Consider the following 14,529-nt stretch of genomic DNA (forward strand, 5'->3'; position numbering starts at 1 on the left):
ACGATTTTTCAAGATGTTCAACAACGCGGCCGCTGGGGAGGCAGGTCATGACCACTAAGCATGTGGCCTTGGTGACTGGTGGCATGGGGGGCATTGGCGAAGCGATCGCCAAAGTCTTGCACGATGCCGGTGATACCGTGCTGGTGACGCATTCACCCTGCAATGATCGTGTCGGTGCGTGGCTGGACCATCAGGCTTCGTCGGGATACCAGTACAAGGCCTATCCGGTAGATGTCGCCGAATTTGCTTCATGCCAGCGCATGGCCGAGGCAATTGCGAAGGATGGCCACAAGGTAGACATCCTGATCAACAACGCCGGCATCACCCGCGATGGGCGGTTTTTGAAGATGAGCAAGGACGATTGGGAAGCCGTCATGCATACCAATCTCGATTCCATGTTCAACGTCACCAAGCAGTTCTGCGGCGGCATGGTGGAGCAGGGCTGGGGGCGCATCGTCAATATCGGTTCGATCAATGGCACCAGGGGGCAGTTTGGTCAATGCAATTACGCAGCGACCAAGGCTGGCATTCATGGCTTTTCCGAGTCACTGGCGCTGGAAGTCGCGCGCCACGGTGTCACTGTGAACACGGTATCGCCTGGCTATACCGCGACGCGTATGGTGTCGGCGGTGCCCAAGGAGGTGCTGGAGTCGAAGATCATTCCGCTGATTCCGGTGGGGCGACTGGGGCAGCCGGAGGAAATCGCGGCATTGGTGGGCTTTATCTGCAGTGATTCGGCGGCGTTCATGACAGGAAGCAATGTCGCGATGAACGGCGGTCAGCACATGTACTGAAAGCTGTGTTGCCGTCCGCATGTCGGCAAAGCCCATCGAACCGAAATAACCCATGGACGATATGCATCTATTACGAGGAAGCAAGTCATGAGCGCCATGCCCTTTGCACCGTTCGCCTTCCAACCACCCGAACTACTGGCCCTGATCGGTAGTCAGATCGGCCCCTTCGCGTCGCCCGTGCTTACCTGGACAGATCCCGTCGCCAATGCCACCAGCCTCATGACGCAATGGGTGATGCCTGCAGCCAACCCTTACGCGGAGTGCCTCAACGCATGGGCGACACTCACTTTGGCGATGTTTGGCATGGGCAACATGGTGTATTCCAGGCGTGAGGAACAGGGAGGATCGACAAGTCCCGTCACGCTGTCGCCATCGCGTTCCTTGGAACAGGGCAAGGCTGCATGCGCCAAGGCACGTTAGTTTGGCGAAAATAAAACGGGGAAACGGATATCAACCCAGCGAATGTCGGTGGTCAGCAGCCACCTCGATGACACTTCAAACAGGTGACCGCGCGTTTTGCAGTACATGCGCAGTGTGAGAAGCGATCATCGCTTCCTCATCGGTGGGGACGATGAACACCGGCACACGGCTGTTCGAAGTGCTGATCTGTGCTGCATGGCGACTGTTGGCCTCTGCATCACACTCGATCCCCAGCCAGCCGAGCCTGGCACAGACTGCGGCGCGTATCGGCGCCGCGTGCTCGCCGATGCCGGCGCTGAAGACCAGGGCATCGATGCCGCCGAGGGTGGATATCAGCGCACCAGTTTCCCGTGCGATGCGGAAGACGAAAAGATCAATGGCTTCACGCGCGCAGGCATCGTCACTGGTCAGAAGCATGCGCATGTCACTGCTGATGCCAGACACGCCCAACAGCCCGCTGTCGTGATAGAGCATGTGTTCGACATCGGTCGCCGAGAGGCCGTGGGCCTGTTGCAGATAGAGCACTGCACCGGGATCCAGGTTGCCGCAGCGCGTGCCCATCACTAGTCCATCGAGCGTGGTGAATCCCATCGTAGTGTCGACGCTTTGACCGTTGTGCATAGCACACAGGCTGGCCCCATTGCCCAGATGCGCCGCGATCACCCGACCGGCCGCCAATCCTGGAGCCTGCTCACGCAAACGGCCAGCGATATATTCGTAGGAGAGCCCATGGAATCCATAGCGCCGCACGCCTTCTGCCGCGTACCTGCGCGGCAACGCCAGTCGTGCGGCGTCCGCCGACAGGCCATGGTGAAACGCGGTATCGAAGCACCCCACCTGCGGAAGCTCGGGGCGCAATTGCGCAATCGCGCGGACCGCCGCGAGGTTGTGCGGTTGATGCAAGGGGGCGAGTGGCGTCAGCTTCGTCAGGTCGGCGACTACCTGCGCATCCAGATAGACCGGCCGGTTATAGGTACTGCCGCCGTGGACAATACGATGCCCGACCGCGCATAGCGCCTCCTGCCCCAGATGCGTGGTAATCCACGCAAGCAGCGGCGTGAGCAGCGCCTCGTGCTCCAGCGTGGCGCTCGATGTCCAGCGGTACTCGCTCAACACGGTGCCATCCGTGGCCCGGGCGATGAAATGTGGCGCGACGCCAATGCTTTCGATCTGGCCGTGCGATACCTGTTGCAGTGCCACGCCGGCGTCGAGCTTATACAGCGCGAACTTGATGCTGGAGGACCCCGCGTTGAGCGTGAGGATAGCCTTGGGCATCGCTCAGTGCTCGGCTGCTGCAGGCGTCCCGGCACGCGCACGGGCGACGAGTACCGCCACCGCGCAGGAGGCGATGCGTGCACGCGGCGTATCGGCGCGGCTGGTGAGGATGATCGGCACACGGGCACCCATCACTACACCGGCGGCGTCGGCACCGGCCAGAAAGGTCAATTGCTTGGCCAGCATGTTGCCCGATTCCAGGTCGGGCACGACCAAGATATCAGCGTTACCGGCCACGGGCGAAACAATGCCCTTCTGGCGTGCCGCATCACTGTCGACCGCGTTGTCGAAGGCCAGCGGGCCATCGACGATACCGCCTTCGATCTGCCCGCGCTCGGCCATCTTGCAGAGCGCGGCTGCATCGACCGTCGAGGGGATCGCGGGATTGACGGTTTCCACCGCCGAAAGGACGGCCACACGCGGCGTTGCAATACCCAAGATCTGGGCTAGGTCGATGGCGTTCTGGATGATGTCGCGCTTGTCGGCCAGCGACGGTGCGATGTTGATCGCGGCGTCGGTGATCAGCAGCAGACGCGCGTAATCGGGGACATCCATCAAGTAGATATGACTGAGCCGGCGCGCCGTACGCAATCCGGTATCGGCGGCGACCACCGCGTGCATCAGTTCATCGGTATGCAGGGCGCCTTTCATCAGCAATCCAGCCTCACCATTGCGTACCAGGGCCACCGCTTGCATCGCGGCGGCATGACTGTGCGGCGCATCGATCAGTCGATAGCTGCCGATCTCCAGACCGCCACGCTCGGCGGCCGCGTGGATTTTCGCCGCGGGGCCGACCAGGATCGGCACGATAAGCCCCGCCTTTGCCGCCTCGATCGCTGCGATGAGTGATACGTCATCGCAGGGATGGGCAATGGCGGTTGGCACGGGAGTGCCACCGGCGGCACGTGCGATCAGCGCATGGAAACGCTCATGGTCGATGACGCGTACTTCTGGCAACGTGTCGTATGCAAAGCAAATCTTCTCGGTAGGTGCGAGTACGACGGCCGTGCCGAGGATCACGTCCTGATCATGCTGGTTGCTGCAGCGGCAGTCGAACGTGATGCGATGCTTTGCCGGATCCTTTTCCCTGGCGACGACGCTGACGGTGATCGTGTCACCCAGGCTGACAGGTGCACGGAAGTGCAGATCCTGCGAAAGGTAGATCGTGCCCGGCCCAGGAAGCTGGGTGCCGAGTACGGTGGAGACCAGCGCGCCACCCCACATGCCGTGGGCGATCACATGGTGAAACATATCCGTGCGCGCGTAGGCAGGGTCCATCTCGGCCGGGTTCACGTCGCCCGACATTGCCGCGAACAATTCGATGTCACGCTGGGTAAGCGTGCGCTTCAGACTGGCGCTGTCGCCGATGGCAATCTCGTCGAAAGTGCGGTTCTCGATCAGCGGCCGCACCAGGGAAGTCGAAGCGTTCATCAGTAGGTGACCTCAACCCCTGAGCAAGTTAATTCTGAGAGGCCATCGAGGCTACACTATTGATCGGCATCAAGTTGGCCTCTTGATGTGCTAGATCCATCAATGCCGCATGAACACAGGAATGTCGGCGTGATTGAGCACGTGGCGGGTGGCACCGCCGAAGATCCATTCGCTGAAACGGGTGCGGCCATAGGCACCCATAACAAGCATGTTGGCTCCAACCGCTTTCGCGGAAGCGAGCAGTGCTGCACCAGCGTCTTCGTCATTGGCCATCAGAGGCTTCTCCTCGGCGCGAATGCCATGACGCTGCAGATAGTCGGACAGCTCGAACTCCGGCTTCCAGCCAATCTCGCTTATGGCATCCCGCGATGCCCCACGTAATACCACCACCCGCTTGGCGCGTGCCAGGAACGGTTGCGCTGCATGAATGGAACGGATCGCTTCGGGCGACCCGTTCCAGGCCAGAGCAATGCAGTCAAGCGATAACGACGGGGCCTTCGTCGATGGGGCAATGAGGCAGGGCAGCCTGCTTTTCAGTATGACCTGGCCAAGCAGTGGGGTGCTTTCCAGCGGCCACTCAGTTGTGCGGTCGATCACGAGCAAGTCGTGCCAATTACCGATGTTTTCCAAGACGTGCGGTACATCTCCTTCGGCCACTTGCCAGGCTGCTTTTTGCACGCCGAGCTTTGCCGCCCAATTGATGAACGACGTCCGCGCTGCGCACGCGCTCTGCTCCAATCGACGGGTGTTTTCGATGGTGTACGTCAGAAAGTCGGCCGCCACATAGGTAGGCGCTATCGGCAATGGCGCGGGGTAGATATAGATGCCTGTCAGTGCAGCGTCGAAGGAGGCGGCAAGACGTGCCGCGTACTCCAGGCCCGGCGACCATGATTCGAAACTATTGGCATAGGCCAGAATGTCTCTCATGTCTGCTCTCCTCGCTGGGTGTAAATAGCCTGATGAGCGGGCAACGCCTCACGCTTGATGTCGATCCATCGGAAAACGTGTCCGCTCCGACTCGGCCAGAATCAAGGCGTCTGGTTCACGATGAGGCATTTCCGGCCTGTGTTCGCCTGTTGCACGGCGCTCCATGGTGGTCAATCACTCAGAATGCCAGCCACGTAAATAGATAGAGCGTGTTGTTGTCAGTCGCCCTTCGGCCTGCGCCATCCACGTTGTAAACAAGCCCGCTGAAGCGCGTGTAGAAGGTGTACTGGAGGCCGAAGCGGACATTGACGAAAGGCTCGGCCCAGGAGCTGGCTTGGCCATACGGGTTCCAGTTCAACTCGACAACGCCACCGTTGGTATTGGGGCTGCCGTTGTTGCCGTACAGCGTGACGTCACGACTGCCATCGTTGGTGAACGCACCGAGCGTTGCACCCCAGGTGTTCTTGTACCAGTAGCTGCCGTTGATATTGATGGCATGCATGGTGTTGTCCAGATTGGACGACCCTCCCGCCGCATAGGTGGCATCCAGTCGCTGGTGCTCCCCCAGGTAGAGCGCATTGACCGTGAAGAGGTGATTGCCGCCGTTCAAGAACTGGTAGCTTGCATCAATACCAAGGTCACGAAACTTGTCTGTCGGACCGGAGATCGCTACGGCGTCACCAACAGCATTGGTACCAGGCAAGCCACGCCGCGCGTCCAAGGCAAAGCCACCCAGTTCGAGATTTCCTTTGGGAAGGTTCCAGGTGTAGGCAACACGTGCATAAGGCGTAATGCCGGCCAGGCGCCCATTGAAATCGCCATTGACGGTGCGCAGGAAGGACGGTGACAGCGAGCGATAGGCGCCCGCTTCGACATACAACGCACTATCGATCTGCGCATACCCGTTTATGCCCACCACTTGCTGTGCAAGGCCGCCCATCAAGATCGGCGCCGCAGGTGCACCGGGCGCCAAGTCCGGTGCCGTATAGGGAAACTGCCAGGCAGGCGCGGTGTTGAACACATCCGTAAGGCTCGGATTGTTGTTGAGCGACACGCCCCAGATTGTGGTGTGACTACCCGTGGTCAACGTGCGTGCATAACGCACGTCGGAGTTGTCCCATCCGAGCAGGCCGCCGTTCTGCGAATAGGTTGCCTGCGCGAGCGCACCGAGGTGGTCGGTGAGCGGACCTGCGAAAAAGAGCGATGCCTGTTGAAGCTCGGTGTTGTCATTCGTGCCAAAGCCGCTTGCAGGGGGTGCAGTCTGAGCCTTTTGCGTATGTGTGAACGACTCGATCAGCATCGTCGACAGGGGCACCTTGGCGTCATTGCCCACTTTCAGGGTGTAGCCGAGCAACTTGAACTGGCGCCCAAACGGGGTCAGCTGCGGTCCGAAGCCTCCCACATGGCAGGCCACACAGGGCTGATGCGTCTGCCTGGCAAAAGCAGGCACGGCACGGACGCGTGTCGAAAAGAAAATCAGCACCACAAGCACACAAAGACCAAACGCCAGCATGATGCGGCCGGTTCGGCCAAATGAATCACGAAGGGATGTGCTATCGACGGCCATGTTCTTCCCCGATGCGGTTACATTTCAGTGCAATACGGTGTGTCCGGAGCGCCGAGCACGGTGTGGAAGCAGTTGCATGAAAGTCTGCCGCGACCAAAGGCGAGACGTTTGATCTAGATCAATCAAGTACGGGCGCAACGCAAATATCGTGGCCATCAAGCCCATCGCAAATGTGCGCCAGCCCCGTGCACGCGAGCCCCGATCAACCGAGTACTGATGGAGAACACCCATGACATATCGTGAGAGAAATCTGGAGTCCCGCCGTCAATTTCTGAAGATGACGGTGGTCATGTCCGCAACGGCCGCCCTGACGAGCATCACAGGGCTTGTGCGCGCTTCCGACTTGCTGCACGTAACCGATTCCGACCCTACCGCTAAGGCGCTTGGTTATGTCGAGGATGCAAGTACAACCAAGAACACCCTGTATAAGGCCGGGAGCACTTGCGCCAACTGCCAGTTCTACTCAGGTGCAGCAGACGGCTATGGCCCCTGCCAGTTGTTCCCGGGCAAGGCCGTCAATGCGAAAGGCTGGTGCAGTTCGTATACACAGAAGAAAGCTTGATACGAACCGCATGTGATGTGCACATCAGCATGGGATGTGCACATCAATTTGGCTACAGAAAAGCGATTAACGCGCGGGGCCATGTGCCGGCCAATGCCACGCAGCCACCTCGGGCATATCTTCGCCATGCTCGCTGATATAGAGCTTGTGCCGTTCCATGATTGCCCAGTACCGCTCGGTAGCCTGTTGGACATAAGGACCGAAGCGGTGCACGCGCGTGATGGCATCCAACGCTAGCTGATAACGGTCGAGATTGTTCAATACCACCATGTCGAACGGCGTGGTGGTGGTGCCTTCGTCCTTGTAGCCGCGCACATGGATATTGTCATGATTGCGCCGACGATAAGTCAGCTTGTGAATCAGTGATGGGTAGCCGTGGAAGGCAAAAATCACCGGCCTGTCCGTGGTGAACAACGCGTCGAAATCGCGCTCCGACAGTCCGTGCGGATGTTCGGATTGCGGCTGCAGCACCATCAGATCCACGACGTTGACGACGCGGATCCGGATGTCCGGAATGAAGCCGCGCAGCAGGGTCACGGCGGCCAGGCATTCGAGCGTCGGCACATCTCCCGCGCAGGCCATCACGACATCTGGGTTGCCACCATCGTTGCTCGCCCATTCCCATACGCCGGCGCCGGCGGCGCAGTGCTTCGCGGCGTCGTCGATATCCAGCCACTGCCATTCCGGTTGCTTTCCGGCCACGATCAGGTTGATGTAGTTGCGGCTGCGCAGGCAATGATCGGCCACCGATAACAGGCAGTTGGCGTCTGGCGGCAGGTAGATGCGCACCACTTCCGACTTCTTGTTCGCAACGATATCGATGAAGCCGGGATCCTGGTGCGAGGAGCCGTTATGGTCCTGCCGCCATACATGCGAAGTAAGTAGGTAGTTCAATGACGCTACGGGTGAACGCCACGGAATGTGGCGCGCGACCTTCAGCCACTTGGCATGCTGGTTGAACATCGAATCGATGATGTGAATAAATGCTTCGTAGCAGGAAAAGAAACCATGGCGGCCGCTGAGCAGGTAGGCTTCCAGCCAACCCTCGCATAGATGCTCGCTCAGAACTTCCATGACACGGCCATCGGCGCTGAGATGGTCATCGACCGGATCGATGTCGGCCATCCATTCCTTGCCTGTAACTTCATAAACCGCATCCAACCGGTTGGATGCGGTTTCGTCCGGCCCGAACAGGCGGAAATTCCGGCTGTCCAGGTTGAGACGCATGACTTCGCGCAGAAAGCCGCCGAGCACACGTGTCGCCTCGGCTTCGACGGAACCCGGCGCGTTGACAGCTACCGCATGATCGCGAAAATGCGGCATCACCAACGGCTCCAGCAGTTCCCCGCCATTGGCGTGCGGATTGGAGCCCATGCGGCGGTGTCCGGTCGGTGCGATTGCGGCCAGCTCGTGGCGGAACTGGCCGGTGCCATCGAAGAGTTCTTCCGTGCGATAGCTCTTCATCCAGGCTTCGAGCTGAGCGACGTGCTCGGGTTTGTCGAACTGCGCAATCGGCACCTGGTGCGCACGCCAGGTGCCTTCGACCGGCAGGCCGTCGACGGTCTTGGGCCCGGTCCAGCCTTTTGGAGTGCGGAAGATCAGCATCGGCCAGCGCGGGCGCTGGATCGTTCCGCTTTTCGCGCGTGCTGCCTGCTGAATGCTCTGGATCCTGGCGAGGATCTCATCGAGCGTGGCGGCAAGATCCTGATGAACGGCGGCTGGGTCGCTGCCTTCGACGAAATAGGGCTCGTAGCCATAGCCGCGGAACAGGTTCACCAATTCCTCACGGCTGATGCGCGCGAGAATGGTCGGATTCGCGATCTTGAAACCGTTCAGATGAAGAATCGGCAGCACTGCACCGTCGCGCGCGGGATTGAGAAACTTGTTCGAATGCCAGCTGGTCGCCAGCGCTCCGGTTTCCGCTTCGCCGTCGCCCACCACGCAGGCGACGATCAGATCCGGATTGTCGAACGCCGCACCGAACGCGTGCGCAAGCGAGTAGCCCAGTTCGCCACCTTCATGGATCGAGCCGGGCGTATCCGGGGAAACATGGCTGGGCACGCCGTACGGCCAGGAGAATTGGCGGAACAGTCGTCGCATACCATCGCGGTTACGCTCGATCGCCGGATAGCGTTCGGTATACGAGCCTTCCAGATAGGTCTGTGCCACCAGTCCTGGTCCACCATGGCCTGGGCCGGTGATGAAGATCATGTTGAGATCGTTTTGCTTGATCAGCCGGTTTATATGCACGTACAGCATGTTCAGGCCCGGCGTGGTGCCCCAATGACCGAGCAGGCGCGGCTTGATGTGTTCGCGCTTCAACGGCGTTTCCAGCAACGGATTGTCGCGCAGATAGATCTGGCCAACGGACAGGTAATTGGCGGCGCGCCAATAGGCGTCCATTTTCTGCAGTTGTTTGGCGGACAAGGGGTTTGGCATAGGGCCTCCCGGTTAGATGGGTTGTGTGGTGATCACCACGCGTCACTGCCATCTTTTAAGCCCTATGGGCGAGGGGCGGTTTGATTTGCGTCAAGGGGAGGCGTGCCTTTCGTACCCGTAATCTGCTGCGCACGCGGCGCCGTTGGAATGTGCTGCAAGGTTGATCTAGATCAACACGCGGACATGTCCCATTTCTAAAGTGACTACGCATCGATTGCGACCTTCCACTTCGCATCGACCTGCTTGTGCCTGCAATGCATTCACTGATCAAATATTTGAGGAAAGCTCATGAAAAATGATCGTCAACTTCAAGAAGACATCCTGAACGAGCTCGACTGGGAGCCCTCGGTGGAAACCAGTCGCATCGGCGTGGAGGTATCGGGAGGGGTCGCTACCTTGTCGGGTCATGTCGACAGCTATTCGCAGAAATGGGCCGCTGAGCGGGCAGCGCAGCGCGTCGCGGGCATCAAGAGCATTGCGGTCGAACTCGACGTGGTTTTGCCAGGCCCACATCAGCGCAGCGATACGGAAATTGCTTGGGCGGCCGCCCAAGCCATCGATTGGAATGCTTCGATTCCAAAGGATACGGTCAAGCTTGTAGTCGAAAATGGTTGGGTCACGCTCTCTGGCGAAGTCGAATGGGCTTTCGTTCGAAACGCTGCAGAAGCCAGTGTTCGCAACCTGTATGGCGTTAAGGGCGTAGTCAACAAGATCATCATGCGCCCGCGAATCGAGCCACGTGGTGTCAAGACCAAGATTGAAGCAGCGCTGTATCGTCGCGCTCATTTCGATGCTACCGCCATCACGGTTGGCGTGGAGGAGGGAACGGTGACGTTGACGGGTGAGGTCGATTCGTTGGCCGAGCGCAGTGCGGTCGAATGGGCTGCCTGGAGTGCGCCTGGCGTACAGAATGTTATCGATCATCTGGTCGTCGCTTAGTCACTTCCTTTGTTTGGAGAAGGAGATCGCTTCGATGCGATCTCTTTTTTTTTCGCTCTATTGCCATGCTTAAGCTGCATCACCTCGGGCTTCAGGCAGCCTTCAATTGATGAAGGTCAAGTCGACCACCCCTGAAGCGGCGTAAACATTCCCGGAACACGATTATTACCTGCCTGAATATCCATGTCCGCTCAAACAACAGGGGTCGAAACGTTTCCCGGGGCGCGCCTTGAAGCTGGTCACATACGCCGGCTTGGCATCGACACCGGGCATGAGCATGTCGTGTACCTCAATAAGGATTCGCCCGTTTGCCGCAGTGAGGGATTCGGCGCGCATTCTCGTCTTGAGCTCCGCGTGGGTACGCAGCGAGTGCTGGCGACATTGAACATCGTTCAGGACGGCTTGCTAGGCGCGGATGAGGTCGGGTTATCCGAGTCGGCATGGCTTTCCTTGCAGCCTGGCGCCGACGAGCGCGTGATCATTGCTCATCCGCCGAGCGTGGACTCATTGGCTTCGGTTCGGGCGAAGATCTACGGCCAGGAACTGGATGAGTCTGCACTGCACGGAATCATCCAGGACATCGTCGGCAATCGTTATTCCACCATTGAAATGGCGGCCTTCATCACCGCCGGCGGCGGCAATCGCCTGAGTATCAAAGAAGTCATCGCGCTGACGAAAGCCATGGTGCAGACCGGCACACAGCTGCATTGGCGGCAACCCCTGGTTGTCGACAAGCACTGCATCGGCGGGCTCGCAGGCAATCGCACCACACCCATCGTGGTGGCAATCGCGGCAGAACTGGGGCTTACGATACCCAAGACGTCTTCGCGTGCGATTACCTCGGCGGCAGGTACCGCCGATACCATGGCAATGCTGGCGCCGGTCGATCTGAACGAAACGCAGATACGCCGCGTCGTGGAAACCTGCGGCGGCTGCATCGCCTGGGGCGGCGCCATGAATCTGGCTCCCGCTGACGACAGGCTGATCCGCATCGAGCGTGCACTGGACGTCGACAGCGCCGGACAGCTGGTTGCGTCCGTGCTGTCGAAAAAAATAGCGGCAGGCTCCACCCACGTGGTGATCGATGTCCCGGTCGGGCCGACCGCCAAGGTGCGCGATCAAGCGGAAGCAGAGTCGCTGGCTACATTGCTGCAGCGAGTGGCGGCCGCGTTCGGCTTGCAGCTGCGCGTGTTGATCAGCGATGGTAGCCAACCGATAGGGCGCGGCATCGGCCCTGCGCTGGAAGCGCACGATGTCCTGGCGGTGCTGCGCAACGAACCGCATGCCCCGGCTGATCTGCGTGTTCATGCCCTGACTGTCGCCGCCGCCGTATTGGAGCTGGGTGACATTGCGAGCGCCGGCTCCTCGCTTGCGATGGCGACAGCCTGCCTGGAGACGGGCAGGGCGTGGCAGCGCTTCCAAGCCATTTGCGCCGCGCAGGGCGGTATGCGTACACCGGGGAAGGCCGCTTATCAGCAAGTTGTTCCGGCCGCGCAGCCAGGGCGTGTGAGTGCGATCGACAATCGCCGCTTGTCCCGCGTCGCCAAGCTGGCCGGTGCGCCTGCCGCACCGCTAGCCGGGCTGACGCTCGACGCGCATCTCAGTGAAGTGGTGGTGGCCGGGCAACCACTTTTCACGATCCACGCGCAAAGTCCCGGTGAGCTGGCTTACGCGATGGAATACATATCCCGGCATCCCTGCATCGTTTACGTCGAGGCGTCCACATGAACTCGCTCTATGCCATGCCCGGCAATGAGGCTTTTGCCGAATTGTTGTCGCTGCATACGGGTTATCAACGCCGGCAGCTGTTGCTGCACCATTTCCCGGATAGCGAAACGCTGGTTCGAATGGCACCACCAACCCCGGGCGGCGACGCCGTGATCGTATGCACGCTGGATCGCCCGGATCCCAAGGCACTCCCTTTGATGATGGCGGCAGCGACCGCGCGCGAACTGGGTGCGGCGCGCGTCGGCCTGGTAGCCCCTTATCTGGCCTATATGCGCCAGGACAAGCGCTTCCATCCTGGCGAAGCCATTTCCGCCAAGATCTTCGCTGATTGGCTGGGTCACACCTTCGATTGGTTGGTCACGGTGGACCCGCATCTGCATCGCTACGCGACGCTTGCCGAGGTATATCCGAACGCTGCGCACGTCGTGCATGTGGCATCGCAACTGGCTGTCTGGATCGATGCCCACGTAACAATGCCGCTGATCGTCGGGCCAGATCAGGAAAGTGCGCAGTGGGTGACGGCGGTGTCGAACCTGCTGTGTGCACCGAGCGTGGTGGCGCACAAGGAACGCCATGGCGATCGCGATGTGGAAATCCTTCTGCCTGAGATGGACAAGTGGCGGGATCACACGCCGGTCTTGGTTGACGACATCATCGCCAGCGGCGAGACCATGGTTCAGACGCTGCGCTGCCTGCATGCAAGGACATCCTTGCCGCCTGTGTGCGTAGCCGTGCATGGCGTATTCGCCGAGGGTGCACTTGAAGGTCTGCTCGCTGAGGGAGCCGGGCTGGTTGTCACCAGCAACAGCGTCATCACCGACACGACGCAGATCGACATCAGCAAGCCGGTCGCCGAAGCGATGGTCAGCCTGTGTGAGGCTAACCCGACCGAGACAGCGAGGAGGACACCAGCATGAGTACCGAAAAGATCATCTATAGTTGCCACGGGGCGGCCAGGGAGGTTACTGGCTCATGTCATCTTCTGCGTTGTGGCGATCGGCACGTGCTGATCGACTGCGGCCTTTTCCAAGGCGGCCGCGAGCAGGAACGGGCCAATTTCGAGCCTTTCGGATTCGATCCCGCCAGCATCGACGTTCTGCTGCTGACCCACGCGCACCTCGACCATTGCGGGAGAATCCCCAAACTGATTCGTGAGGGATTTCACGGACGTATCCTGGCTACAGCGGCGACTCGTGACCTCGCTCGCGTCGTAATGTTGGATGCAGCGGGCCTGCAGGAAGAGGATGCGCGTCGTGCGCAACGTAGCGGGCGGCGGCGCGATGAAGCATACAGCGAGCCTCTCTATACCTTGGACGATGCATTGCATGCCATGGACTATTTTGCCGATCCGGTGGCCTACGACATGGACGTGCCTGTTATCGACGGTGTCCGCGCACGTTTTCAGGATGCCGGTCATATTCTTGGTTCGGCGTCCATCCTGGTCACCATCGAGCAGGGGGCGCAGCCACTGCGCATACTTTTCTCCGGTGACCTGGGGAACCCAGGACGGCCCATCTTGCGCAATCCGGTTCCCGCACCTGAAGCGAATTACGTGGTGATGGAGACCACGTATGGTGATCGGCCGCATCGCGCGCTTCCCGATTCTGTCGATGAACTGTATCGCGCGATACAACAGACATTGGCACGCGGAGGCAATGTCATCATCCCCACGTTTGCACTGGAGCGCGCTCAGGAAGTTCTCTATTACCTTCATCGAGGCATCCAGGGAGGCCAGGTTCCCGCGCATACGCCGGTATTTATGGACTCCCCGATGGCCATCTCGGCCACTGAAATATTCCGTCGCCATGCTGAGTGCTTTGACGATGATTTTCGCAAGGAGCTGGAGCAAAGCGATCCTTTTGCCATGCCGAATCTTCATTTTTGCCGGGACACTGCGGAATCGATGGCGATCAATCATATTGAAGGCGGTGCCATCATCCTGGCAGGCTCAGGCATGTGTACTGGCGGCCGAGTGCTTCATCATCTGAAGAACAACCTTTGGCGCCAGCGCAGCAGTGTGGTTTTCGTCGGCTACGCTGCGAATGGGAGTTTGGCCAGACGGATCGTCGATGGCGCGAAAAGCGTGCGCATCTTCCACGAAGAAATAAACGTGAATGCGCAGATCTGGACCATCAATGGATTTTCGGCACATGCCGATCAATCTGCGCTGCTGGATTGGCTCGGCAACACAAGTCGCAAACGCGTGCTGCTCGTCCATGGAGAGTACGAGCGAGGTATGCGGGCTATGGAGACATGCCTCGAAAAACTGGGTTTCGCCTGCCAGATCCCGCAGGCGCAAGAGGCTGTGGTACTGGCTGAATCGATAACGGAACTTACATAGGGGCATATGCCTGCTTCTTGATCGCGATCAAGATGTTGTCGTTTCGATGTTGCCATTGTGTGTTCGCAGCCATACGGCTGACACGGTCGAGCCTGTTCACTGATGC

Annotated in this window: 12 protein-coding genes; 7 read left to right on the plus strand and 5 right to left on the minus strand. The window is 59.6% G+C overall.

Features of this window, described 5'->3' with window-relative positions; genetic code table 11:
- The first annotated feature begins 47 nt into the window (after nucleotides 1–47).
- On the plus strand, nucleotides 48–794 hold the full coding sequence (gene phbB / locus B0E48_RS16955) for an acetoacetyl-CoA reductase (RefSeq protein ID WP_077439573.1): 747 nt from the start codon (nucleotides 48–50) through the stop codon (nucleotides 792–794).
- Nucleotides 795–881: 87 nt separating this feature from the next.
- Nucleotides 882–1,214, plus strand: a complete 333-nt coding sequence (locus B0E48_RS16960; RefSeq protein WP_077439574.1) for a hypothetical protein — start codon at nucleotides 882–884, stop codon at nucleotides 1,212–1,214.
- 75 nt (nucleotides 1,215–1,289) lie between these two features.
- Here the strand turns inward: B0E48_RS16960 and B0E48_RS16965 are convergent, their stop codons facing one another.
- The 4 genes from B0E48_RS16965 to B0E48_RS16980 all read right to left on the minus strand — a co-directional run bounded on the left by B0E48_RS16965 (nucleotide 1,290) and on the right by B0E48_RS16980 (nucleotide 6,414).
- Nucleotides 1,290–2,489: an acetate/propionate family kinase gene (locus tag B0E48_RS16965; RefSeq protein ID WP_077439575.1), complete on the minus strand. Its 1,200-nt coding sequence runs from the start codon at nucleotides 2,487–2,489 to the stop codon at nucleotides 1,290–1,292.
- Between the two features lie 3 nt (nucleotides 2,490–2,492).
- Nucleotides 2,493–3,920: a bifunctional enoyl-CoA hydratase/phosphate acetyltransferase gene (locus B0E48_RS16970; protein WP_077439576.1), complete on the minus strand. Its 1,428-nt coding sequence runs from the start codon at nucleotides 3,918–3,920 to the stop codon at nucleotides 2,493–2,495.
- Between the two features lie 99 nt (nucleotides 3,921–4,019).
- A complete protein-coding gene (locus B0E48_RS16975; RefSeq protein ID WP_077439577.1) occupies nucleotides 4,020–4,847 on the minus strand; it encodes a universal stress protein in 828 nt (275 codons plus the stop codon).
- A gap of 178 nt (nucleotides 4,848–5,025) precedes the next feature.
- On the minus strand, nucleotides 5,026–6,414 hold the full coding sequence (locus B0E48_RS16980; protein WP_254424010.1) for a cytochrome C: 1,389 nt from the start codon (nucleotides 6,412–6,414) through the stop codon (nucleotides 5,026–5,028).
- Between the two features lie 229 nt (nucleotides 6,415–6,643).
- Here B0E48_RS16980 and B0E48_RS16985 point away from each other — a divergent pair, with 229 nt between their 5' ends.
- A complete protein-coding gene (locus tag B0E48_RS16985) occupies nucleotides 6,644–6,976 on the plus strand; it encodes a high-potential iron-sulfur protein (protein ID WP_077439578.1) in 333 nt (110 codons plus the stop codon).
- Between the two features lie 66 nt (nucleotides 6,977–7,042).
- Here B0E48_RS16985 and B0E48_RS16990 read toward each other — a convergent pair whose 3' ends face one another.
- Complete coding sequence (locus tag B0E48_RS16990; RefSeq protein ID WP_077439579.1) at nucleotides 7,043–9,415, minus strand: phosphoketolase family protein; 2,373 nt, start codon at nucleotides 9,413–9,415, stop codon at nucleotides 7,043–7,045.
- A gap of 288 nt (nucleotides 9,416–9,703) precedes the next feature.
- Here B0E48_RS16990 and B0E48_RS16995 point away from each other — a divergent pair, with 288 nt between their 5' ends.
- From B0E48_RS16995 to B0E48_RS17010, 4 genes are all read left to right on the plus strand, one after another.
- The gene (locus B0E48_RS16995) at nucleotides 9,704–10,354 is read left to right on the plus strand and encodes a BON domain-containing protein (protein ID WP_077439580.1); all 651 of its coding nucleotides are present in this window, start codon (nucleotides 9,704–9,706) and stop codon (nucleotides 10,352–10,354) included.
- Between the two features lie 183 nt (nucleotides 10,355–10,537).
- The gene (locus B0E48_RS17000; protein WP_077445423.1) at nucleotides 10,538–12,082 is read left to right on the plus strand and encodes a thymidine phosphorylase family protein; all 1,545 of its coding nucleotides are present in this window, start codon (nucleotides 10,538–10,540) and stop codon (nucleotides 12,080–12,082) included.
- Complete coding sequence (locus tag B0E48_RS17005; protein WP_077445422.1) at nucleotides 12,079–12,999, plus strand: ribose-phosphate diphosphokinase; 921 nt, start codon at nucleotides 12,079–12,081, stop codon at nucleotides 12,997–12,999. Before B0E48_RS17000 ends, B0E48_RS17005 begins: the two co-directional genes overlap by 4 nt.
- Entirely contained in the window at nucleotides 12,996–14,423 is a 1,428-nt protein-coding gene (locus B0E48_RS17010) for an MBL fold metallo-hydrolase (RefSeq protein ID WP_077445420.1), read from the plus strand. Before B0E48_RS17005 ends, B0E48_RS17010 begins: the two co-directional genes overlap by 4 nt.
- The last annotated feature ends 106 nt before the right edge of the window (nucleotides 14,424–14,529 follow it).

The organism is Rhodanobacter sp. C03 (assembly GCF_002001175.1).
Lineage (GTDB): Bacteria > Pseudomonadota > Gammaproteobacteria > Xanthomonadales > Rhodanobacteraceae > Rhodanobacter.